Genomic DNA, 22142 nt, shown 5'->3' with positions numbered 1-22142 from the left:
ACAAAAATGGGCAGAACGGCGCAGGAACGCAGCCGCTTGCCTCGTACAATGCCGTTCCTTCAATCGTTTCGGATTACCCGCCGTGCCAGCCGCCCTTTCCGAGTTTTCGCTGATCGAACGCTTCTTCACGCGCCGCGCCGCGCAGGGCGCCCGCGCGTCGACGCTCGGCATCGGCGACGATTGCGCGCTGATCACGCCCCGATCCGGGAAATTGCTGGCCATTTCGACGGACATGCTGGTGGAGGGCCGCCACTTCTTCCCCGACGTCGCGCCCGACGCGCTCGGCCACAAGACGCTCGCGGTCAACCTGTCCGACCTCGCGGCGATGGGCGCCGAGCCGCGCGCATTCACGCTCGCGTGCGCGCTGCCGCGCGCCGACGCGGCGTGGCTCGAGGCCTTCAGCAACGGGCTGTTCGCGCTCGCCGAGCGCTACGGCTGCGAGCTGATCGGCGGCGACACGACCAGCGGCCCGCTGAACCTGTGCGTGACCGTATTCGGCGAAGTCGCGCCCGACGCGGCGCTGCGGCGCGACGCCGCGCGCGACGGCGACGACGTGTGGGTGTCCGGCACGCTCGGCGATGCACGCGCGGGCCTCGGCGTCGCGCGCGGCGAATGGGCGGCCGGCGCGGACGAAGCGGACGCGTTCCGGCGCGCGCTCGAGCGGCCCGAACCGCGCATCGCGCTCGGCCTGGCGCTTGCCGGCGTCGCGCACGCGGCGCTCGACCTTTCCGACGGTCTCGCCGGCGACCTGCAGCACATCCTGACGCGCTCGAACGTGCGCGCCGAGATCGACGCCGACGCGGTGCCGCGCTCGGCCGCGCTCGCGACGCTGTCGCCCGACGTGCAGCGCCGCTGCACGCTGGCGGGCGGCGACGACTACGAACTGTGCTTCACCGCGCCGGCCGCGGCCCGCGCGGCGGTCGAAGCGGCCGGCGCGACGGCCGGCGTGCCGGTCACGCGAATCGGTACAATACGCGCGTTGTCCGCGCCGTCGGCGCAACCCGCGATCACGTGGCACGACGCCGCCGGCGCGCCCCTCGCTCTCACGTTGCACGGCTTCGACCACTTCCATGCAGACTGACCCGACGCCCGCGCACGCCGCGGCCGAGACCGGCGCCGCACCCGATGCGCCGCAGCGCGCGACCGCGCGCCTCATGCTGTCGCACCCGGCGCACATCGTGTCGCTCGGCTTCGGCAGCGGGCTCGCGCCGATCATGCCCGGCACGTTCGGCTCGCTGTTCGGCTGGCTCAGTTTCGTCCTGCTCAACCGCTACCTGACGGTGCCCGAATGGTGGGCGCTGATCGCCGTCGGCTTCGTGGCGGGCACGTGGATCACCGGTTTCACCGCGAAGAAGATGGGCACGTCCGATCCGGGCGCCGTGGTCTGGGACGAGATCGTCGCGATCTGGCTCGTGATGCTGTTCGTCACGCCCGCGACCTTCATCGGCCAGCTGTGGGCGTTCGTCGCATTCCGCTTCTTCGACATGCTCAAGCCGCCGCCGATCCGCTATTTCGACCGCCGCCTGAAAGGCGGGCCCGGCATCATGGTCGACGACCTGGTCGCCGCGTTCATGACGCTGCTCGTGATCGCCCTGTGGCGCTCCGTCGTCGGCTGACCGATTTCCCGACTCCCGTTTCCCGACGCGCATGCCAACCGATTCCGTCGTCCATCAGCTTGCGATCCGCGCAGGCAACAAGCTGCGTGACGAGCACCTCACGCTCGCCACCGCCGAATCCTGCACCGGCGGCATGATCGCCGCGGCGATCACCGACATCTCCGGCAGCAGCCAGTGGTTCGAGCGCGGCTTCGTCACGTACTCGAACCAGGCCAAGATCGAGATGATCGGCGTGCCGCCCGACCTGATCGACAAGTACGGCGCCGTCAGCGAGCCCGTCGCGCGCGCGATGGCCGAAGGCGCGCTGCGCAACAGCCGCGCGCAGGTCGCGCTGTCCGTCACGGGCATCGCGGGCCCGGCCGGCGGCAGCGAGAAGAAGCCGGTCGGCACCGTGTCGTTCGGCTGGAGCAACCGGCTGCATACCGACGTCGAGACGCTCGTGTTCAAGGGCGACCGCGAGCAGATCCGCACGCAGGCAGCCGCGCATGCGCTGCGCGGGCTGCTGAAGCTGCTCGACGAACGCGAAGGCTGATCGGGCCGGGGCGCGTGACGCGCCCCGCTTGCCCGCTTACTGAATCGCGTCGGGCTTCACGACGATCCAGTTCTTGTCCGCCGTCACCGGCAGGCCGAGCGACTTCTGCTTCGCGGCCGATTCGTCCGACCACGCGCGGATCTGCGCCATCTGCTTGTCCTTCTTGTTGACCCACACGCGCACGCCGCCGCGCGCGACGTCGGTCGCATTCAGCAGCATGTAGCCGTCGGACGTCGGCGTGTCGCCGGCGACGAGCACCGGCTTCTTCCACTGGTCGATCCAGCCGACGATCGAGCCGAGCTTGCCTTCGTACCACGTCATCGGGTTCATCAGGAACGGCGTGATCACCAGGCTGCGGTTCGCCGCCTCGTCGTACTTGCCGGCCTTGATCTGCAGTCGCGACGTGGTCAGCGCGCCGGTCGCCTGGTTGCGCAGCAGCGTCGTCACACCGATCACGTTCTGCGGCTTCACGTTGTAGCCGTACTTCGGGTCGGACAGCACGAGCCGCGCGAGCTCCTCGTGCGCGGCCGTCATCACGTAGACCTCGATGCCGTTCTCGCGCAGCGCGTTGTACAGCTCCTGCATCCCGCGAAAGAAGCGCGGCGGGTTCACCGTGCCGTCGACCACCTTGTCGCCTTGCCAGTAGCGGATCGGGATCGGCTTGCCGTCGGCGAGCATCGCGTCGACGTGGCGCTTCAGGTCGGCGAGCGACTGCCCGGCGAACGCCTGCGCGATCCACGGGTAGCAGACGAGATCGTCGATCTCGCAGAGCCGGTAGTAATAACTCGTCAGCGATTCCTTGTAGTCGGCGGAATCCTTGAACGGGATCAGCTTCAGCGACGGGTCGAGCGTGTCGCGCGTCAGCACGCCGCGGTTCTCGAGGTACGGCATCAGCGACTCTTCGAGGTCGTAGCGGTAGGTCGTGTTGTCGGCGTCGAATACCGCGTAGTCGCCGCGGTGCGCATGTGCGGCGATCATCGCGTTCAGCGCCTTCGCGCTGTCGGCCGGCCAGTGCGACAGGTCCGCCGCATGGGCGAAGCTCATGCACAGCGATGCGGCAAGCGCGCTCAGAAAACGTCGGGAAAGCTTGGGCATGGCGTCACTCCCTTTCTTGACAGTTTCGTTACAGATCGATGACAAGCGGGAGCATCGCGCGATTGGCGCGCGGGCATGCAGTGCGGAAGCGACGGGAAGTTGCTCGTGTGCGTCAGTACGGCGGGGAAACGGAGGGGGTAAAGCGAAGAAAGCGGCACCGGCCCGCGAACGCGGGCCTGCCTGAACCGGCCGCCCGTGTGGGCAGCCGTCACCAACCGCGATCAGCGATGCGCGTTGATCGTATCGCGCGTCTTCTGCGCGGCGAGCGCCGCGGCTTCGGCGAAATCCTCGCCCTTGCTCGCGTACAGGATCGCGCGCGACGAGTTGACCATCATGCCGGTGCCGTCGGCCGTGCGGCCCGCGTTGACGGTCGCCTGCACGTCGCCGCCCTGCGCGCCGATGCCGGGGATCAGAAGCGGCATGTCGCCGACGATCCCGCGGACGATCTCGATTTCCTTCGGGAACGTCGCGCCGACCACGAGGCCGAGCTGGCCGTTCTTCGCGTTCCACTTGTTCGCCGCGAGGTCGGCCACGACCTGGTACAGCGGGCGGCCACCCGTTTCGAGGAACTGGAGATCGGAACCGCCCGGGTTCGACGTGCGGCACAGCACGATCACGCCCTTGCCATCGTGCTCGAAGTACGGCTCGACCGAGTCGTAGCCCATGTACGGGTTCACCGTGACGGCGTCCGCGCGATAGCGCTCGAACGCTTCGCGCGCGTACTGCTCGGCTGTGCTGCCGATGTCGCCGCGCTTCGCGTCGAGGATCACGGGCAGACCCGGATGCTGGAGGTGGATGTGCGCGATCAGGCGCTCGAGCTGGTCTTCCGCGCGATGCGCGGCGAAGTAGGCGATCTGCGGCTTGAACGCGCTCGCGTATTGGGCGGTCGCGTCGACGATCTGCCGGCAGAATTCGAAGATCGCGTCGGGCTGGCCGTCGAACTGCACGGGGAAACGCGACGGCTCGGGATCGAGGCCGACGCACAGCAGCGAATTCGTGCGCTGCCACGCGGCGCGCAGCGATTCAATGAAAGTAAGCGGGGAAGACATGGCGGGTACTCGCGGCAAACCGTTGGTAGACCGCGTATTTTACCCGCGTCGCCGGCGTCCCTCGCGTGTCGCGGCATTACTGCGCGCATCGGCACGCTCGACGGTGAACGCGAACCGCCGCGTCAGCCGCTCGCCGGGCGCGAGCAGCGTCATCCCGTGCGCGGTCGCGCCGCCCGGCAGGTTCACCGCATTGATCGGATGATCGACCGGCTCGAAGCAGAAGAAATCCTCGCCCGGCGGCGTGTAGAGCACGTACGCGTCGGCGTCGGCCGCGACCGTCAGCGACAGCCCGCGGCGCGGCCAGCTCACCGTCGCGTGGCCGCCCCAGCCGGTGAACGCGTGATTGACGAGCGCGGCCGGCAACGGATACGCGACGCCAAATTGCCAGGCCGGCGGCACGCTCACGTGCCGCACCGGCAGGAAATCGGCGCCCGACAGCCACAGCCCGCCAGCCGCCGCGGCCAGTTCGGTCACGGCGTCGCGCACGAGGAACGGATGCACGCCGAGCCCGAACGGCAGCCGTGCGCGCCCCGCGTTCTCGATCGTCAGCGCGATCGACAGCGTCGCGTCGTCGAGTTCGAACGACTGGATCGCGCGGAACGCATACGGCGCACCGCCGGTGCGATCGAGCGACAACTGCAGCGTCGTGTCGGTCGCATCGTCCACCTGCCACGGCTCGAGCCAGCCGTCGCCGTGGATCGGCAGCGGCTCGTCGCGGCGATTGCGCGGCACCGCGACCTTGCGTCCGTCGCACTCGAAACGCCCGTCGCCGATCCGGTTCGAGTAAGGCAGCAACGGATAACACGCGAGTTCGTTTGGGTCCGTCGCCGCCTCCGGGTGCTCGCAGCGGCGGAACACCGGCATCAGCGCGCCGTTGTCGCCGCGCCAGTCGAAGCGCGCGATGCCGCCGCCAAGGTGCGGCAGCACGTCGAGCCGCAGCGACGCGTTCGACAGTGTCACGGCGGCCGCATGCGCGGCGCCGACGCCCTGCGCGAACGCGGCCGTCTGCGGGCCGGGGCTGACCGGCTGCGCGGCGGCGGCCAGGCGCGCGCGGCGCGACTGGCTGGTGGACGACGATGCGCGCGAGGACGTGGCGGTCATGGTGAACTCCTTTCCTTCGTCGAAGAAACGATGCAGTTCGGTGCGAACGGTCAGGCCCAGCCGCCGTCGACGATCACGTCCTGCGCGGTGATCATCCGGCTGTCGTCGGCCGCGAGAAACAGCGCCATGCGCGCGAGGTCGGCCGGCAGCAACTCGGCGTCGATGCACTGGCCGGCCTTGATCGCCGCACGGCCCGCATCGTCGAGCCACAACTGGCGCTGCTTGTCGGTCATCACCCAGCCCGGCACCAGTGAATTCACGCGGATGCCGAACGGGCCGAGGTCGCGCGCGAGGCCGCGCGTCAGGCCCTGCACGGCCGCCTTCGCCATCACGTAGACGGGATAGCCGCCGTTTTTCAGCATCCAGCTGATCGAGCCGAGATTGATGATCGCGCCGCCGCCCTGCTGCTTCATGTCGTCGATCACCGCCTGCGCGGCGAAGAACTGGTGGCGCAGGTTCACCGCGATGCCCGCGTCGAACGAATCGGGCGTCACGTCGCCGATCGCATGGCGCGTGTCGTTCGCCGCGTTGTTCACGAGCACCGCGATCGCGCCGATACGCGCACGGATCGCGTCGATCGCATGGCGCAGCGCATCGATGTCGGTCAGGTCGCACTGGATGAACAGCGGCGCGTGACGTACGTGCGGCACGTGCGCGAGGCTGTCCGCCAGCGCGGCGCCGGCGGCCGCGTCGAGGTCGACGAACGCGACGCGTGCGCCCTGCGCGGCGAAGTGTTCGACGAACGCCGCGCCGATGCCGGTCGCGCCGCCCGTGATCAGCACCGCGCGATCCTCGAGGCTCGGGTAGCGTGCGTAGCGCGCGAGGCTCGCTGCCTGCGGGCCGGACGCGGAAGTGTCGATGGTCATGCGGTTCGTCTCCGTGGAAACAGGTCGGGTCAGTCGCGTACGCCGCGGTTCTTCAGCTGGTCGAGCAGCACGGCCGCGAGCAGGATCGCGCCGCGCACCAGGTACTGGTAGAACGCGTCGATGTTCAGCAGGTTCATCACGTTCTCGACGGTGCCCATGATCAGCACGCCGATCACGACGCCGGAGATCGTCGCGCGGCCGCCCATCAGCGACACGCCGCCGAGCACGCACGCGGAGATCACGTTCAGCTCGAAGCCCTGCGCGGCGTTCGGCTGGCCCGACGTGATGCGCGATGCGAGGATCACGCCCGCGAGCGCCGTCACCGCGCCCTGGATCAGGAAGATGTACACGCGCGTACGTTCGACGTTGATCCCCGCGAGTCGCGATGCCTCGGGATTGCCGCCGATCGCGAGCGTGTTGCGGCCGTACACGGTCTGGTTCAGCAGCACGCCGAACGCGATGAAGCACAGCAGCGTGACCCAGATCGGCAGCGACACGCCGAACATCGACAACCCGCCGAGCGCGATGAAGGTGTCCGACGACACGCCGACCGCCTGCCCTTTCGACACGATGAAGCCGAGCCCGCGCACGATTTCCATCGTCGCGAGCGTCGTGATCAGCGCGTTGATGCGCAGGTACGCGATCACCGCGCCGTTCACGAAGCCGATCGCGGCGCCGGCCGCGACCGCCGCGATGATCGCGACGAACGTGTTGTCGGTCGCGTTCAGCACCATCGCGCACAACACGCCGGAGAACGCGACGGTCGAGCCGATCGACAGGTCGAAGTCGCGCGACGCGAGACAGAACATCATCGTGCACGCGACCATGCCGATCTGCGAGATCGACAGCGCGAGGCCGAGCATGTTGTCGATCGAGAAGAAGTGATCGACGGTCAGCGACATCGTGATGAACATCACCGCGAAGATCGCGATCAGGCTGTATTCGGTCAGATGCTGCCACCACTTCTGGCGGTCGCCCTGCTGCGGAACCAGCGCGTCGGCCGTGGGCTTCACGGCGGCGCTGGCAAGGTTTTCGTTGACTTGCATGATGGTGTCTCCTGCTCCTGCATCGCGCGGCCCGCGCCGCGCGTGTTCGATTCGAATGTCGTGTATCGCGTCAGGCCGCCTCGACCGCGCTCGTCTGCGGCAGCGCAAGGCTCAGCACCGCGTGTTCGTCCGCCTGCTCGCGCGGCAGCTCGCCGGCGATCCGGCCTTCACGCATCACGACGATGCGGTCGGACACGCCGAGCACTTCCGGCAGCTCCGACGACACCATCACGATCGCGCAGCCGCGCTCCGCGAGCCGGTAGATCACGTCGTAGATCTCGTGCTTCGCACCGACGTCGATCCCGCGCGTCGGTTCGTCGAGGATCACGACCTTCAGGTCGGGCTCCGCCAGCCAGCGCGACAGGATCGCCTTCTGCTGGTTGCCGCCCGACAGGAAGCGGATCTTCTGGCGCCGGTTCGGCGTCTTGATCTTCAGCCGCTGGATGAAGCGGTCGGCCGTTTCGCTTTCGGCCTTGCGGTTGATGAACAACCCCGCGCGCAGCGAATGGCGGCGACAGCTGATGTTGATGTTCTCCGCGACCGACGCGATCGCGATGATCCCTTCTTCCTTGCGGTCCTCGGGGCACAGCACGATGCCGTGGCGGATCGCGTCGCCGGTGCGCTTCACGTCGATGCGCGCGCCGTCGAGCGTCAGCACGCCCGCGCGCCGGTGGTCCGCGCCGTACACGAGCCGCATCAGCTCGCTGCGGCCCGCGCCGACCAGCCCGAAGAAGCCGACGATCTCGCCCGCGCGCACCGAGAAGCTCGCCGGTTCGCGCAGGGCATGGCCGTCGACGCCTTCGGCGGAGAACCGCACGTCGCCCAGCGCGCGCGGCGCGTAATGGTAGATGTCCGAAATCTCGCGCCCGACCATCTCGGCGACGAGCCGTTCGCGCGGCACGTCGGCGAGCGATTCGTGCGACGCGATCTTGCGCCCGTCGCGGAAGATCGTGCACGCATTGCAGAGCCGGTAGATCTCGTCCATCCGGTGCGAGATGTAGATCAGCGCACGGCCCTGCGCGCGCAGGTCGTCGACGAGCTTGAACAGCACCTCGGTCTCGCGATGCGACAGCGAGCTCGTCGGTTCGTCGAGCGCGATCACGCGCGCATTGCGCATCAGCGCCTTGCAGATCTCGACCATCTGCCGCTGCGCGATCGACAGCCGCCCGAGCTTCGCGTCGGGATCGAGATCGACGCCCATCGCCGCGAGGCGCTCGCGCACGTAGCGCTTCGCCTCGCGCTTCCTCACCCAGCCGAACGCGTTCGGCAGGCGGCCGAGCAGCAGGTTCTCCGCGACCGTCAGGTCGGGCACGTACTGCAGCTCCTGGTGAATCACCGCGATGCCGGCCGCGATCGACGCGGCCGCATTCGCGAACTGCACGGACTGGCCGTCGACCAGCACGCTGCCCGCATCGGGCTGGTATTCACCGCCGAGAATCTTCAGCAGCGTCGACTTGCCCGCGCCGTTCTCGCCCATCAGGCCATGCACTTCGCCCGCATGCACGTCGAACGAAATGCCGTCGAGTGCGCGCACGCCGGGAAACACCTTGCCGATATTGTCAAAACGCAGTGCCGCTGACACGTCGTCTCTCCACTTCCGGAATCGATCGACCGCCGGCCGCCGCTTCGCCGCGGCAGCCGGCGGGCCGCTTACTTCGACGCGAGCCCCATCTCGTCGCGTACCTTCGACACGTTGTCGCGCGTCGCGAGCATGCCCGTCGTCAGCGTCAGCGCCGGCGGTGCCTTGCCCTGCGTGATCCACGTGTACATCAGGTCCGAGGTTTCCTCGCCGTGGCGCTTCGGGCTGATGATCACGGTGCCGTAGAAGCCCGTCGGCTGCGGCTTCTTGAACTCGTTCAGCGCCGAATCGGAACCGCCGATGCCGATGCCGATCATGTTGTCGGCCTTGAAGCCGCGCCCTTCGGCCGCGCGTACCGCGCCGAGCACGGCCTCGTCGTTCAGGCCGTACGCCACCCAGTGCTTGAACTGCGGGTTCTTCGTGAGCGCGATGTTGGCCGCGTTGAATGCGTTTTCCGTGTCGGTCTTCGCCTGCGGCGCCGCGATCACGTTCGCCTTCGGGAAGCCGGCGGCCACCAGCGCGTCGGTCGCGCCGCTCGTGCGGTCATGCGCGGTCGGCAGCTGCTCGTAGGTGATGTCGATCGCGCCGACGTCCTTCATGTCCCAGCCGCGCTTCTTGATCTCGGCCGCGATGCCGTCGCCGACTTGCTTGCCGATGTTGTACGCGGAGATCCCCATGTGCGGCACGGCCTCGATCGGCTTGCCCGCGCCGTCGACGAGGCGGTCGTCGACCGTCATCATCTTCAGGTTGTGCGACTTCGCCTTCGCGACGATGCCCGGCCCGAGCTTCACGTCGGGCGTGCAGATGATGAAGCCCTGCGCCTTCTGCGCCGACAGGTTGTCGATTGCGCTCATCACTTTCTCGCCGGACGGCGCGCCGATCTTCACGAGCGTGAAGCCCTTCTGCTTCGCGGCCATCTCGGCGAACTTCCACTCGTCCTGGAACCACGGCTCTTCCGGCTGCTTCACCAGGAAGCCGATCTTGACCGGGTCGGCCGCGTGCACGACCGGGCTCCCCATCACCACCGCGGCCGCGGCGGCCAGCGTTACGAACGTTCTGCGTTTCATCTCCAGTGTCTCCTTGTCTTCATCGAACAGGATGCAGCCGCTTGTTGGTTTCGACGCAGCGTGCGCGCGGCCGTCGCACGTGCGGTCTTTCGAATCGTTGCGTCAGTCGTGGTACAGCGCCGCACGCCCGCCGTCGACGGTGATGCATGCGGCATTGATGAACGGCGCCTCGTCGGACGCCAGGAACACGGCCGTCATCGCGACTTCCTCCGGCCGGCCGATGCGCTTCATCGGTTGCAGCGCGAGCGTCTCGGCGCGCGCGGCAGCCGGATCGGGCTGCGCGTCCCACCAGTCGCGCGTGAGCTGCGTCTCGATGTAGCCCGGTGCGATCGCGTTCACGCGCACGTTGCGCGCCGCGTATTCGATGCCGAGCGCGCGCGTGAGACCGAGCACGCCGTGCTTCGCGACCGGGTACGGAAAGCAGCCCGGGATGATCCTGAACGCGTGCGTCGACGCGATGTTCACGATGCTGCCGCGACCGCGTTCGACCATCCCCTCCAGCGCCGCGCGGCACCCGTGCCACACGCCGTCGAGATCGACCGCGAAGCAGCGGCGCCAGTCGTCGTCGGTCATCGTCAGCGGATCGGCGAACACGTTGATGCCTGCGTTGTTCACGAGCACGTCGAGCGGGCCGAACGCCGCTTCGGTCTGCGCGAGCGCATCGCGCACCGCATCCTGTCGCGCGACGTCGGCCTCCAGCGGCAACACGCGCGCGCCGTCGAATTCGCGCGCAATCGCGGCGGCCGTGTGCTGTGCCTGCGGGAAGTCGAGATCGACGAGCGCGACGGCCGCGCCCTCGCGAACGAATGCGCGGGCGATCGCGGCGCCGATGCCCCGGCCCGCGCCCGTCACCATCGCGACCTTGTCCGCGAGGCGGCGCATCATGCGGCTCCGCCGCGCGCGACGCGCAAGCCGGCCTGGAACGCGCGTGCGTTCGCCGCCGTCGTGTCGGCCGACTGGCCGGGCCGGAACAGCGCCGAGCCGAGCCCGAAGCCGTTCGCACCGGCGTCGAGGAACGGCGCCATGTTGTCGGGCGAAATTCCACCGACCGGGATCAGCGGCACCGCACGGTCGATCACCGCGCGCCATGCCTTCACGACCGGTACGCCGAGCTGTTCGGCCGGGAACATCTTCAGTACGTCGGCGCCGTTCGTGAGTGCCGCGAACGCTTCGGTCGGCGTAGCGACGCCCGGTGCGCTCGCCAGGCCGCGCTCGCGGGCGCGGCGGATCACGGCCGCGTCGCTGTGCGGCATCACGATCAGCGCGCCGCCCGCATCCTGCACGCGGTCAACGTACTCGGCACGCAGCACGGTGCCCGCGCCGACGATTGCGTCATCGGGCAGCGCGCGCCGCAGCGCCGCGATGCTGTCGAACGGATCCGGCGAGTTGAGCGGCACCTCGACGATCCGGAAGCCCGCTTCGTACAGCGCATGGCCGTGGTCGGCCGCTTCGGCGGGCGTGATCCCGCGCATGATCGCGATCAGCGGGCACGCGTCGAACGCGCGCATCAGTGCGGCATGGGGCGCGTACGGCGCGGGTAACGTAAGGTCGGACGACATCAGGGATTCCTCTGCAATCGTTTCATGGGTTGGCGCAGACGGGCTCGCCGTCCGCGCTCACGAGCCCGGCGCGCGACGCGATCCGCCACAGGCCACGCTCCGTTGCATGCGCGACGACCTGCGCGTGCGTGTGGCCGAATACCTGGAGCGCATCGACGTAGCGCGCACACAAAGCGGCGGCGCCGATCAGCAGCAACGGCTGGTCCGCGAGCGCGACGCCGCGCTCCGCGAGCATCGCATCGAGCGCGTTGAGCTCATGGCCGATCAGCAGGCCCGACAGGTAATCGCCCTGCGCATCGGGCGCAAGCCGGTCGGTCAGCCCGAGCGTGCGCGTGCTGAAAATCGTCGCGAGCAACCCCGTGCGCTGCGCACCGCGTGCAACCGACACGCCGCGCAAGAACGCAGCGCGGTCGGGTGAGGCGCCCACGCGCATCGTGCGGCCGAGGATCGTGTGGTCGCGCAACACCGCGAACAGCTCGCCCGTCATGAAGGTCTGGAAACGCTCGATCAGCCCGTCCTTCACCCACGCCCATTTCGCATGCGTACCCGGCAATCCGATCAGTACCCCTGAACGATCGGCGCCAAGCATCGGATCGCTCGCGAGTGCACCGAATATCTGCGTTTCTTCGCCGCGCATCACGTCGGGCAGTTCGCCCGTCGCAATCACGCCCGGCACGATCGAGACCGTCGCGCCACGCGACGTCGTCACCGTGATGAGGCCCGCGACGAGCGCGTCGGCACCGGCCGGCACCGCAACGTACGGCGCCTCGCGCCAGCCTTGCGCGCTGCCGACCATCCCGGCGGCGAGCACCGGCAGGCCCGGCGTGCGGTCGAGCCAGTCGCCGCACGCTTCCTCGAATACGGCGTCGAACGCACGCGGGCCGCCGCCCGGCACCTGCATCACGCCCGCCGCGCGGCTGCGCGTGTCGAGCAACGCACCGTGCGCGTCGTACAGGTAAGCGCGCAGCGACGTCGTGCCCCAGTCGAGCGCGATCAGCGACGGGGTGGCGGAGCTGGCATCCGGAACGGGCCGGGTCGAATTGCTCATCGTTTGATCCTGCGGGTACCCTGCGGCGGGCTCCAGCCCAGTTCCGCGGAAATGGCTCGCGCTTCGCGCTGCACGAGTGGAATCAGTTCGTCCATCCGGTCGTGCGGCATGTACGGAATGGTGCTTGCGACCGACACGGCCGCCACGACCGTGCCCGACGCATCGCGGATCGGTGCGGCCACGCAGCGGATCGACGCCTCGTTTTCCTCGAGGTCGAACGTATAGCCGCCGGCCGCGTAGTGGGCCATGCGCTGCAGGAACGCGCTCGTCTCGGGCCGGTTGTCGGGCTTGAAATTGACGCCGGCCAGCGCGCGCCGCGCGGCTTCGAACAGTGAGCGCCACAGGTCCGGATCGAGGTCGAGCATCATCGCCTTGCCGATGCCGGTCGACGCGAGCGGCATCCGGTGACCGACGCGCGAGCGCATCTCGAGGCCGCGCGTGCCGGGAATCTTGTCGATGTACAGCACGTCGTCGCCGTCGCGCACGCCGAGGTGGATCGTGTCGAGCGTCGCTTCCGCGAGCGCTTCGAGATGCGGCCGCGCCACCGCGGTGAGCGGCATCTGCTCGAGCGCGATCGTGCCGAGCTCGATCAGCTTCGGGCCGAGCAGGTAGCCGCCCTGCACCTGGCGCAGGTAGCGCGCCTGCACGAGGCTGCTGACGAGACGGTGCGTGGTGCTGCGCGTCGTCCCGAGCGCCGCGCCGATCGCACGCATGTCGCGCGCGCCGTTCGCGATCGCCTCGAGGATCGCGAGGCCGCGCAGCAGCGTCTGCGTGCCGGCCTGCTGCGCGGCGAGATCCAGCGGCGTGCTGGTCGCGCCGATGCTGTCGGTCAGCGATACATCGTCCGGCGTCGCGCGCCGGGCGTCGAGGGTAAGGGAATCGGGCATCTTGGTCATGGAACGGGCTTCTTCAACGGAATCGGTGAAGCCGCTCGCGCGGCGCCGGAACAGGGTTCCGTGCTGCGGCGTGGCGGCGGTCGATGCACCGAGTAAAGCGCCCGGCGAACTTCATGGAAGGTGTCTCCGTGTGCGACGGGCGCCGCGCGATGCGTGGGTCCGAAGCTGTCGATGTGCTTCGGATTGTAGGAGCGCACGCACTCGTCTCCAATATTTGAATGCGTTGTCCAGATAATGAGAATTTAGCGAATGCCGGCGGCAGGTGCGACGCAACAGCCGCACCATGAACACGGGGGCGGAACCCGCCGTGTCGCAGGTTCCGCCCCCGTTTGCCCACGATACGCCGCGCTTACTGCTGGCTGCTCGTGCTGCGTGCCTGCATGTAGCGCTGCACGTCCGCGAACGACACGCGCCCGTTGCCGCCCGCGTCGATCTGCCGGAAGTGGTTCGCGACATAGCCGAGGCCAGCCGCGCGCGCCTGCGATTCGGTGATCGCACCCGTGTTCTGCGTGTCGGCCGCGCTGAACTGGCTCGCGAGCTTGCGCACCACCTGCGCATGCAGCGCGGCGCCCGTCGTCTGCGTGCCGGCGGTCGCCTTTCGAGCGGCCGGCGGCACGTACGGATCGCCGAGCTGCGCCTGGCGCGCACGCGCCGGTGCGGCGGCGTCGCTCGCCTGCGCGAACGCGGATACGGATGCTGCGGCGCCGGCGCATGCGAGCGCCGCGGCAACGACGATGAAACGTTTCTTCATATCAGGCTCCAGTCTGGAATGAGGTCGTCGACGGCCGGCGAACGGCGCCACCGCGGGCGCCCGTCGCCGGCCCGGCGCAGCATCAGTGCGCGGCCGCGTTGTAGAAGGTCACGAGGTCGGCTTTCTCCTGCGGACGCGACGTATCGTCGAGATAGACCATGTGTCCGCCCTGATAGTCCTTGATCGTCAGGTTCGGTTGGGTTCCGAGCCGCGCGAGGTCCAGCTCGGTCTGGTAGAACGGCGTCGCGATGTCGTGATACCCGTTCAGCGACAGCACCTTCAGTTGCGGGTTCAACGTCAGCGCCGCTGCCAGGTCGGGGATCGTGTCGGGCATCGCGAGCCCGTCGTGCGTCCAGTCCCACGTGTTGATCGCATTGCTGCTCACCGAATAGGCCGACTGCGCGGTGTACTTCAGCTCGTTCGGCAAATAGCTGCCGATCGTGTCGGTGAACGGCTTCGTGATGAACGAACTCGACGGATCGCCGTCCGCCGCGAGCGGGCTCGACACGGGCACGTTCACGCGCGCGTCGTAGCGGCCGATCAGCGTGCCCGGGACCAGCGACAGCTGGAAGCTGTTGTCGAAGAAGGTCGGGATCACGTTGAAGTTCGCATTCCACAGCGACTGCTTCACGCCGGTCGCATTCACCATCGTCGTGACGAGGTTCGGCGGCGGCGGCGTATGGCTCGCGAGGTACGCGTTCACGGCGGGCGCGTAGCTGCCGGCCGTCAGCAGGCGCATCTGGTCCGCGTACTGCGGCAGGCTCGACGGGTTCGGATTGTCGAGCTGGTAGTACGCGCCGACGGTCCCGTACGACGGCACGAAGCCCGCGCAGCTCACCGGGCTCGATCCGTTGTTCGAGTTGCCGATGTAGTCGCTCGCCATGTCGCAGTTCGTGTTGTAGTTCAGGATCGACGACTGCAGCACAACGCCGTCGAGCTTCACGCCGGCCGTCTCCAGCAGGTTCGCGAGCACGTCGGTGCGCGGCGTGCCGTACGATTCGCCGAACAGGTATTTCGGCGAAGCACTGCGCTGGTTCACGGCGAGGTAGCGCGTGACGAAATCGCGGAACGCGCCGCCGTCCTGGTCGACGCCCCAGAATGTCTGGTTCGTGTTCGGTGCGATCGCTTCGGAGAAGCCGGTGCCGATCGCATCGACGAACACGAGGTCGGTCGTGTCGAGCAGGCTTTCCTGGTTGTCGACGAACGGGAACGTCGACGTGTTCGCGTTCGGGTCGCCCGTCTGGATCCGACGCGGGCCGAACGAGCCGAGGTGCAGCCACACGGATGCCGAGCCCGGGCCGCCGTTGTACAGGAACGTGACGGGCCGCTTCGCCGCCGGCTGGTTGTCGGCCGTGTAGGCGACATAGAAGAACGACGCTTCGGGCGCGCCGGTCTGCGGATTGCGCGCGACGAGGTGGCCGGCCGTGGCCGTGTACCGGATCGTCTTGCCGTTCAGTGTGATCTGGTGATGCGTGACAGCCGCTTTTTCGACCGCGGCGGAGGCGTCGAGCGACGCGTTCGCGCTCGACGAATAACTATTGGGATCGTTGTACGCCCTGTCCACCTGACTGGCGGGATCGGCTGAATTGTCGGCGCTCGCAGCAGCGGACGATGTCACGTCGTCGTTGCAGGCCGTCAGAATCAGCGAAGAAAACACCACCCCCAACAACAGCTTCGCTTTGCTCGCTGGCATCGTTGCTTTCCTTCTCTCGGATGTTTTTTGTGTCGAGCAGCCGGATAAGCCGCCCCCCGCCTCGATTGCGGCCGATAAGCCGAGGCGCTGGCCAATATACGCGAGCCCGTCAGCTTTGAAAAATTTTGAAATATTTGGCTGGCGGAGGGTGCGGCGCACACCTTTCAGGAATGCTTCGAATCGTGAAACGTTGCATTTCACGTTGCTTTCAGCGACTTTCGCGTTTACCCGTGGCGACTAAAAAAAGGCGGATTTCGTGCCATATCGGCAAACAAAACCACACGGTCGCGGGCATTGCTCAGTAACGCGAAATAGACGAATTCGTCTAAAGGATGTGGCCCGAAATGCGTGCGACACGAACGCGCTGCAGCGCACCAATGGCGCACGGGCGACGGAACGGACAATGCGACGGCGCGCTCGCGCCGTTCACTCCGATTGCGGCAACTCGGCCGCGCCCATGCGGCGCGCGATGACCGCCGCGCGCTGCGCCTGGTAGGCCGAGCCGCGATGCGCGTCGAACCAGCGCGGCTTCGGCAGCATCACCGCGAGACGCGCCGACTGCCACGCGCCGAGCCGGCTCGCGGGGACCTTGTAGTAATAGCGTGCGGCCGCCTCGGCGCCGTACACGCCGCGGCCCCACTCGATCGAATTCAGGTAGATCTCGAAGATGCGCTCCTTGTCGAGCACCGCTTCGAGCATCCACGTGATGATGAGCTCCTGGCCCTTGCGGATGTAGCTCTTCTCGCGCGACAGGAACAGGTTGCGCGCGAGCTGCTGCGTGATCGTCGAACCGCCCGCGACGATCTTGCCGCGCGCCTTGTTCTTCTCCCACGCCTGCAGGATCGCGTCGACGTCGTAGCCGTTGTTGGTCGCGAAGGTCGAGTCTTCGGAGGCGATCAGCGCGCGCTTCAGGTTGCGCGAGATCTGGTCGTACGGCACCCACTGATGCTGGATCTGCGCGGGCGGCGTGGCGCGCGACAGCCACCACGCGTCGGTGCGCATGAACGCGGTCGAGCCCGGGTTCACGAACGACCACAACGCGATCTGCGCGAGATAGAACAGCTGCGTCGCGAGCCACGCGCCCGCGAACACCGATCCCGCATAGACGATCCAGCGAGCGAGGCTCACCGGTCGCGTGCGCTGCGTGTCGCTCACCGCCACCACGTGCCGCGCTCCGGTCAGCTCGCCGCGAGCGCCTGGCGCAGCGCGGCCAGCACAGGCGCGCCGTCCGGCCGCACGCCGCGCCAGATGAAGAACGACTCGGCCGCCTGTTCGACGAGCATCCCGAGCCCGTCGGCCGTGCGCGCGCCGAGCGACGCCGCATGCTGCATGAACACGGTGGGCTGCGCGCCGTACATCATGTCGTACGCGAGCGTGCCCGCGCCGAACGCGGCCGCGTCGCATTCCGGCAGGGCGGCATCGAGGCTGCCGGCCGTCGCGTTGATCACCACGTCGTACGGCTCCGCGCGCACCACGTCGGGACCGCCGCCCGCGAGCGTGCAGCCCGCATCGTGCGCGGCCTGCATGAACTGGCCGACGAGCGCCTCGGCCTTGCTCGCCGTGCGGTTCACGATCGTGATCGACAGCGGTGCACGGTCGAGCAGCGGCAGCACGACGCCGCGCGCCGCCCCGCCCGCGCCGAGCAGCAGGATGCGTGCGCCCGCGAGCGACACGCCGAGATTCGCTTCGATGTCGCGCACGAGGCCGACGCCGTCGGTGTTGTCGCCGTGGATACGGCCGTCGGCATCGATGCGCAGCGTATTCACCGCGCCTGCCGCCGCCGCACGCGGCGACAGCGAATCGGCCAGCGCATGCGCTTCGAGCTTGAACGGTACCGTCACGTTCGCGCCGCGGCCGCCTTCGGCGACGAAGGCGCGCACGGCGGCTTCAAAGCCGTCGACCGGCGCGAGCCGGTGCGCGTAGTCGATCGCCTCGCCCGTCTGCGCGGCGAACTGCGCGTGGATGAACGGCGACTTGCTGTGCGCCACCGGGTTGCCGAACACGACATAGCGGTCGGCGCCGCTCGTCGACGCAATCGCGTTCATGATGCGCGCCCCTCTTCGCTCTCGTTGCCGCCCGCGGCTTCGCCGCCGGCACCTGCGTCCGCGCTGCCGGCTTCGGCCAGTGCTTCCGCCTCGGTTTCCGCCGACGCGTCTTCCGCGTCGACCAGCGTGTCGTCGGCGCCTTCGGCGTCATCCTCTTCCTCGGCCGCGTCGCCGCTCGTCACGGCCGGCGCGTCGAGCACGTTCAGCAGCCGCACCGACGCTTCGATCGTCAGCTCGTCGAGCGACATCACGTCAAGCAGCACGCGCGTGCCGCGCGCGTGCACGCCGAGGCCCGGCACATGCAGCAGCAGCGGAATTTCCTCGAGGCGCACGAGATCGCCCTTCACGACGCTCGCGACGACGTGCTTCTTCTGCTCCTGCGCGAGCCAGCGCAGGCACCAGAAGTACTCCATCCGGCGCTGGTAGTCGGCGTAGGCCGTGTAGGTGTCGTCGAAGCCCTGAACGACCGCGTACAGGTCGGCGTCCTTCGGCTTGAACGGCGCGGCGAGCTTCGCGGTGACGCCATGCTGCACGCACGCGAGCAGCTGCCACTGGTTCACGAGGTCGACGTAACGGCGCAGCGGCGACGTGCTCCACGCGTACTGCGGCACGCCGAGGCCTTCGTGCGGCGCGGCCGTCGTCTGCATCCGCGTGCGCTTCGGGCCCGGTGCGCCGAAGCCGCGCTGCGAGCGGTAGATGCCCGGCACCGTGTGGTCGTGCAGGAACGCGCCCCAGGTCGAGTTCGCGAGGATCGCAAGCTCCGACACGATCAGGTCGAGCGGCGACCCGCGGCGGCGCGGCGTGATGGACACCTGCTCGCCTTCGACGTAGAAGTTGTAATCGGTGTTGCGCTGCACCTCACGCTTCAGGCCGTAGCCTGCGCGCGCAACCTGGCGCTTCTCGAACAGCGCCTGTGCGAGCGGCCACAGCACGGCGATGTCGTCCTTGTGCGGATACTCGCCGGTGCCTGCCGCGAGCGTCTCTTCGTTGACGAGCTCGTCGAGCGTGTTGTGGCGCAGGTTGTTCTTCACGAACACCAGCTCGGCGCGCGTCTCGTTCGCGACGATGTCCTGCGTTTCGCGGTTGACGATGATGTACAGCGACAGCGCCGGACGGTAATCGCCTTCCTTCAGCGTGAACACGTCGACGACGTCGTCCGGCAGCATCGTGATCTTGTCGCCCGGCATGTAGACGGTCGACAGGCGCGTGCGCGCGATCGCATCGACCGCGTCGCCGCGCACGATGCCGAGCGCCGGCGCCGCGATGTGCACGCCGATCCGCACCCGGCCGTCCGACAGATGCTCGACCGAGAACGCATCGTCGATTTCCGTCGTCGTGACGTCGTCGATCGAGAACGCCTCGACGTTCGCGCGCGGCAGGTCGTCCGGCAGCGCGCCGACCGTGACGGGCGGAAAGCCCGTGCCGTGCGGGAAGAATTCCGCGAGGAAGCGCGCCTCGTGCAGCGCACGCGGCGACGCGATGCCGCCGCAGTCGAGCATCAGACGCGCCGGCGACACGCCACGCGCGCCGGCCGCCGCTTCCATCGCCTTGTATTCGATCGCGTTCTTGTCCGGCCGCGTCAGCAGCCCGAGCACCTTGCCCGCGAACGCTTCCGGCAGCTTGCCGGCCTTCAGCTCCTCTTCATACTGCGCTTGCACCAGCGCCTGCTGGCGCTTGCGCTCGAGCGACGCGAGCGCCATCTTGAGTTGCTCTTCCGGCGCGCGCTGGTACTGGCCGCGACCCTTGCGGCGGAAGTAGACGGGCGAGCCATGCAGCCGCAGCACGAGCGCCGCGCGCTCGACCGGGCCATAGGTCGTGCCGAAGTACTCGGCGGCCAGCGCCGTATAGGCAAACTCGTCGGCCGGCGCGCATTCCCACAGAAAATCCAGGTCGATCTGCTGCGCGGCCGTGTCGGCCTCCTGCATCAGCTCGCCCGCGGCCGGCTTCTCGAATTCGATCAGCACGTCTTTCGCGCGTACCTTTGCCCGCCGCCCGCCGGGCAACTCGACCTGAAATGCATCGCCCTGGCGCGACAGCACGCTGCCCGCCTTGAAACTGCCCGATTCCTCGAAGAAAACGTTCACTCAGTACTCTCGTTCAGACTGCCCGGCGCCACATTGGCGGCGCCGCATGATGATGGGGATTCGATCGGCACATGGCCGGTTCAAGACGTCTTTTCGTCGCAAAAGGCGAGAACGTCGTCGACATAGTCGGCAAATTCGCTGATCCCGTGATCGCTGCCGTCGATCACGCGGGTTTTCGCGCCCGGGTAATGGGCCAGCATCTCGCGGTAATCGAGCACTTCGTCACCGGTCGCCGCGAACAGATAGTAGCGTTCGGCGCGCGTGATCGCCGGCACGCGCAGCGCGTCGAGCTCATGCAGGTGACGGCGTTCGACGACGATCGTGCCGCCGCCGTGATACAGCGGCTGTTCGCCCAGATGCTGCTCGAGATCGCGTTGCGGCACGATGGCCGGATTCAGCAGCACGGCCTTCCAGCCGTGCTTTTCGGCCAGCCACGTCGCGTAATAGCCGCCGAGCGAGCTGCCGACGACGGTGACATCGCGTGCACCGGCCACCTCGGCTTCCGCGACCGCGATCGCCTCGAGCGGCGACACCGACAGCGACGGGCACCGCCACTCGTCGGTGCGGCCGAGTTCGGCCATGCGCGCGGCGAGCTGCCGCGACTTCTGCGATTCCGGCGACGACCGGAAACCGTGCAGATACAGGATCACGTGCGGCTCCCGAGCGCATCGAGCAGCTTCTGGTGCACGCCGCCGAAGCCGCCGTTGCTCATCACGAGCACGTGGTCGCCCGGGCGCGCGGCCTCCACCACCGCCTTCACCAGCAGGTGAAGATCGTCGAACGCGCGCGCGTGATCGCCGAGCGGCGCCAGCGCTTCGGCGAGATTCCAGCCGAGCGCATCGCGCCCCGTCGGGGCGCCGTAGCCGAACACGAGATCGGCATCGGCGAGGCTGGCCGGCAACTGCGACTTCATCACGCCGAGCTTCATCGTGTTCGAGCGCGGCTCGAGCACGGCGAGGATGCGGGCATTCTGGCGGCCGATGCGCGCACGAAGGCCGGCGATCGTGGTTTCGATCGCAGTCGGATGGTGCGCGAAATCGTCGTAGACGGTCACGCCGTCGACGCTGCCGCGCACTTCCATGCGGCGCTTCACGTTGCGGAACGACGCGAGCGATTCGGCAGCCTGCGCGGGCGGCACGCCGACGTGGCGCGCAGCGGCAATCGCCGCGAGCGCATTCATCCGGTTGTGATCGCCCTGCACCTGCCATGCGACTTCGCCGACGCGCTCGGCCTTCGAGTACACCGCGAAGCGCTCGTCGACCGGCACGCCGTCCTCGGCCGGCAGCGCCTGCCAGCCGCCGTCGACGCCGAACCGCTCGACCTCGCTCCAGCAGCCGCGCGCCAGCACGCGCTCGAGCGCGTCCGAGCGGCCGTTCGTGACGATCCGGCCGACGCCGGGCACGGTACGCACGAGATGGTGGAATTGCGTCTCGATCGCGGCGAGATCGGGGAAGATGTCGGCGTGATCGAATTCAAGGTTGTTCAGCACCGCCGTGCGCGGCCGGTAGTGGACGAACTTCGAGCGCTTGTCGAAGAACGCGGTGTCGTACTCGTCGGCCTCGATCACGAAGAAGCTCGAATCGGTGAGCCGCGCCGACACGCCGAAGTTCAGCGGCACGCCGCCGATCAGGAAGCCCGGATTCAGGCCCGCGTCTTCCAGCAGCCACGCGAGCATCGACGACGTGGTCGTCTTGCCGTGCGTGCCCGCGACCGCGAGCACCCATTTGCCGGCCAGCACGTGCTCGCCGAGCCACTGCGGGCCCGACACGTACGGCAGGCCGCGATCGAGGATCGCCTCCATCAGCGGATTGCCGCGCGTGACGACGTTGCCGATCACGAACAAGTCCGGTTTCAGGTCGATCTGTTCGGCACCGTAGCCCTCGATCAGCGTGATGCCCTGCGCCTCGAGCTGCGTGCTCATCGGCGGATAGACGCCCGCGTCGCAACCCGTCACCGTGTGGCCCGCCTCGCGCGCGAGTACGGCGAGACCGCCCATGAAGGTGCCGCAGATGCCAAGAATGTGGATGTGCATAGAGATGAATGCTTTCGCGCCGCCGGGCGCCGTCGATTCGGAAAGGATGTGTGTGCGGTGCGCCGGACGAGCCGCGCGACCGG

General features: G+C 68.3%; 21 protein-coding genes. 3 read left to right on the top strand and 18 right to left on the bottom strand.

Going from position 1 to position 22142, the window contains the following annotated elements; translation table 11 throughout:
• The first annotated feature begins 82 nt into the window (after positions 1-82).
• Genes thiL through KEC55_RS02820 form a run of 3 tightly spaced genes read left to right on the top strand, consistent with a single transcriptional unit; the run spans position 83 to position 2148 of the window.
• Complete coding sequence (gene thiL, locus KEC55_RS02830; protein WP_282506658.1) at positions 83-1081, top strand: thiamine-phosphate kinase; 999 nt, start codon at positions 83-85, stop codon at positions 1079-1081.
• A complete protein-coding gene (locus tag KEC55_RS02825) occupies positions 1071-1616 on the top strand; it encodes a phosphatidylglycerophosphatase A family protein (protein WP_282506657.1) in 546 nt (181 codons plus the stop codon). Before thiL ends, KEC55_RS02825 begins: the two co-directional genes overlap by 11 nt.
• 31 nt (positions 1617-1647) lie before the next feature.
• Complete coding sequence (locus KEC55_RS02820) at positions 1648-2148, top strand: CinA family protein (protein WP_069245538.1); 501 nt, start codon at positions 1648-1650, stop codon at positions 2146-2148.
• 36 nt (positions 2149-2184) lie between these two features.
• Here KEC55_RS02820 and KEC55_RS02815 read toward each other — a convergent pair whose 3' ends face one another.
• The 18 genes from KEC55_RS02815 to mpl form a co-directional block, all read right to left on the bottom strand.
• A complete protein-coding gene (locus tag KEC55_RS02815; protein WP_282506656.1) occupies positions 2185-3243 on the bottom strand; it encodes a haloacid dehalogenase-like hydrolase in 1059 nt (352 codons plus the stop codon).
• 221 nt (positions 3244-3464) lie between these two features.
• Positions 3465-4292 carry an orotidine-5'-phosphate decarboxylase gene (pyrF, locus tag KEC55_RS02810; RefSeq protein WP_282506655.1) on the bottom strand — a complete coding sequence of 276 codons (828 nt, stop codon included), beginning with the start codon at positions 4290-4292 and terminating at the stop codon, positions 3465-3467.
• 39 nt (positions 4293-4331) lie between these two features.
• On the bottom strand, positions 4332-5393 hold the full coding sequence (locus KEC55_RS02805) for an aldose 1-epimerase (RefSeq protein ID WP_282506654.1): 1062 nt from the start codon (positions 5391-5393) through the stop codon (positions 4332-4334).
• 50 nt (positions 5394-5443) lie between these two features.
• On the bottom strand, positions 5444-6259 hold the full coding sequence (locus KEC55_RS02800) for an SDR family NAD(P)-dependent oxidoreductase (RefSeq protein WP_282506653.1): 816 nt from the start codon (positions 6257-6259) through the stop codon (positions 5444-5446).
• A gap of 29 nt (positions 6260-6288) precedes the next feature.
• Positions 6289-7305 carry an L-arabinose ABC transporter permease AraH gene (gene araH / locus KEC55_RS02795; protein ID WP_176050896.1) on the bottom strand — a complete coding sequence of 339 codons (1017 nt, stop codon included), beginning with the start codon at positions 7303-7305 and terminating at the stop codon, positions 6289-6291.
• A gap of 70 nt (positions 7306-7375) precedes the next feature.
• Positions 7376-8887, bottom strand: a complete 1512-nt coding sequence (gene araG, locus KEC55_RS02790) for an L-arabinose ABC transporter ATP-binding protein AraG (RefSeq protein WP_282506652.1) — start codon at positions 8885-8887, stop codon at positions 7376-7378.
• Positions 8888-8955: 68 nt separating this feature from the next.
• The gene (locus KEC55_RS02785) at positions 8956-9951 is read right to left on the bottom strand and encodes an arabinose ABC transporter substrate-binding protein (RefSeq protein WP_176050898.1); all 996 of its coding nucleotides are present in this window, start codon (positions 9949-9951) and stop codon (positions 8956-8958) included.
• A 102-nt stretch (positions 9952-10053) separates the two neighbouring features.
• Positions 10054-10833 (bottom strand): SDR family oxidoreductase, encoded by a 780-nt coding sequence (locus tag KEC55_RS02780; protein WP_282507477.1) that lies wholly within the window; start codon positions 10831-10833, stop codon positions 10054-10056.
• Positions 10833-11510 (bottom strand): 2-dehydro-3-deoxy-6-phosphogalactonate aldolase, encoded by a 678-nt coding sequence (locus tag KEC55_RS02775; protein ID WP_282506651.1) that lies wholly within the window; start codon positions 11508-11510, stop codon positions 10833-10835. The genes KEC55_RS02780 and KEC55_RS02775 overlap by 1 nt, the downstream gene beginning before the upstream one ends.
• Before the next feature lie 22 nt (positions 11511-11532).
• Positions 11533-12558: a 2-dehydro-3-deoxygalactonokinase gene (locus KEC55_RS02770; RefSeq protein WP_282506649.1), complete on the bottom strand. Its 1026-nt coding sequence runs from the start codon at positions 12556-12558 to the stop codon at positions 11533-11535.
• Entirely contained in the window at positions 12555-13454 is a 900-nt protein-coding gene (locus KEC55_RS02765; RefSeq protein ID WP_282506648.1) for an IclR family transcriptional regulator, read from the bottom strand. The genes KEC55_RS02770 and KEC55_RS02765 overlap by 4 nt, the downstream gene beginning before the upstream one ends.
• Positions 13455-13803: 349 nt before the next feature.
• The gene (locus KEC55_RS02760) at positions 13804-14205 is read right to left on the bottom strand and encodes an EF-hand domain-containing protein (RefSeq protein ID WP_282506646.1); all 402 of its coding nucleotides are present in this window, start codon (positions 14203-14205) and stop codon (positions 13804-13806) included.
• 82 nt (positions 14206-14287) lie between these two features.
• Positions 14288-15898, bottom strand: coding sequence for a S10 family peptidase (locus KEC55_RS02755; RefSeq protein ID WP_282506644.1), 1611 nt, complete (start codon positions 15896-15898; stop codon positions 14288-14290).
• Positions 15899-16324: 426 nt separating this feature from the next.
• Positions 16325-17062, bottom strand: coding sequence for a monofunctional biosynthetic peptidoglycan transglycosylase (gene mtgA / locus KEC55_RS02750; RefSeq protein ID WP_282506643.1), 738 nt, complete (start codon positions 17060-17062; stop codon positions 16325-16327).
• A gap of 14 nt (positions 17063-17076) precedes the next feature.
• Positions 17077-17943 (bottom strand): shikimate dehydrogenase, encoded by an 867-nt coding sequence (gene aroE, locus KEC55_RS02745; protein WP_282506642.1) that lies wholly within the window; start codon positions 17941-17943, stop codon positions 17077-17079.
• The gene (locus KEC55_RS02740; protein WP_282506639.1) at positions 17940-20027 is read right to left on the bottom strand and encodes an RNB domain-containing ribonuclease; all 2088 of its coding nucleotides are present in this window, start codon (positions 20025-20027) and stop codon (positions 17940-17942) included. Before KEC55_RS02740 ends, aroE begins: the two co-directional genes overlap by 4 nt.
• 80 nt (positions 20028-20107) lie before the next feature.
• Positions 20108-20677: a YqiA/YcfP family alpha/beta fold hydrolase gene (locus KEC55_RS02735; RefSeq protein WP_282506637.1), complete on the bottom strand. Its 570-nt coding sequence runs from the start codon at positions 20675-20677 to the stop codon at positions 20108-20110.
• Complete coding sequence (mpl, locus tag KEC55_RS02730) at positions 20674-22059, bottom strand: UDP-N-acetylmuramate:L-alanyl-gamma-D-glutamyl-meso-diaminopimelate ligase (protein ID WP_176050907.1); 1386 nt, start codon at positions 22057-22059, stop codon at positions 20674-20676. The genes KEC55_RS02735 and mpl overlap by 4 nt, the downstream gene beginning before the upstream one ends.
• Positions 22060-22142: the final 83 nt, after the last annotated feature.

Origin of the sequence: Burkholderia cepacia (genome assembly GCF_029962485.1) — a bacterium.
Taxonomy (GTDB): domain Bacteria; phylum Pseudomonadota; class Gammaproteobacteria; order Burkholderiales; family Burkholderiaceae; genus Burkholderia.
The sequence above is the reverse complement of the archived record's forward strand: the minus strand, read 5'-3'. Positions and strand labels throughout refer to the sequence as shown.

Bases quoted from the DNA above. Each gene is read 5' to 3' on its own strand.
- KEC55_RS02825 (WP_282506657.1), top strand. From the start codon at position 1,071: ATGCAGACTGACCCGACGCCCGCGCACGCCGCGGCCGAGACCGGCGCC.
- KEC55_RS02820 (WP_069245538.1), top strand. From the start codon at position 1,648: ATGCCAACCGATTCCGTCGTCCATCAGCTTGCGATCCGCGCAGGCAAC.
- KEC55_RS02815 (WP_282506656.1), bottom strand. From the start codon at position 3,243: ATGCCCAAGCTTTCCCGACGTTTTCTGAGCGCGCTTGCCGCATCGCTG.
- pyrF (WP_282506655.1), bottom strand. From the start codon at position 4,292: ATGTCTTCCCCGCTTACTTTCATTGAATCGCTGCGCGCCGCGTGGCAG.
- KEC55_RS02805 (WP_282506654.1), bottom strand. From the start codon at position 5,393: ATGACCGCCACGTCCTCGCGCGCATCGTCGTCCACCAGCCAGTCGCGC.
- KEC55_RS02800 (WP_282506653.1), bottom strand. From the start codon at position 6,259: ATGACCATCGACACTTCCGCGTCCGGCCCGCAGGCAGCGAGCCTCGCG.
- araH (WP_176050896.1), bottom strand. From the start codon at position 7,305: ATGCAAGTCAACGAAAACCTTGCCAGCGCCGCCGTGAAGCCCACGGCC.
- KEC55_RS02785 (WP_176050898.1), bottom strand. From the start codon at position 9,951: ATGAAACGCAGAACGTTCGTAACGCTGGCCGCCGCGGCCGCGGTGGTG.
- KEC55_RS02780 (WP_282507477.1), bottom strand. From the start codon at position 10,833: ATGCGCCGCCTCGCGGACAAGGTCGCGATGGTGACGGGCGCGGGCCGG.
- KEC55_RS02775 (WP_282506651.1), bottom strand. From the start codon at position 11,510: ATGTCGTCCGACCTTACGTTACCCGCGCCGTACGCGCCCCATGCCGCA.
- KEC55_RS02770 (WP_282506649.1), bottom strand. From the start codon at position 12,558: ATGAGCAATTCGACCCGGCCCGTTCCGGATGCCAGCTCCGCCACCCCG.
- KEC55_RS02765 (WP_282506648.1), bottom strand. From the start codon at position 13,454: ATGACCAAGATGCCCGATTCCCTTACCCTCGACGCCCGGCGCGCGACG.
- KEC55_RS02760 (WP_282506646.1), bottom strand. From the start codon at position 14,205: ATGAAGAAACGTTTCATCGTCGTTGCCGCGGCGCTCGCATGCGCCGGC.
- KEC55_RS02755 (WP_282506644.1), bottom strand. From the start codon at position 15,898: ATGCCAGCGAGCAAAGCGAAGCTGTTGTTGGGGGTGGTGTTTTCTTCG.
- aroE (WP_282506642.1), bottom strand. From the start codon at position 17,943: ATGAACGCGATTGCGTCGACGAGCGGCGCCGACCGCTATGTCGTGTTC.
- mpl (WP_176050907.1), bottom strand. From the start codon at position 22,059: ATGCACATCCACATTCTTGGCATCTGCGGCACCTTCATGGGCGGTCTC.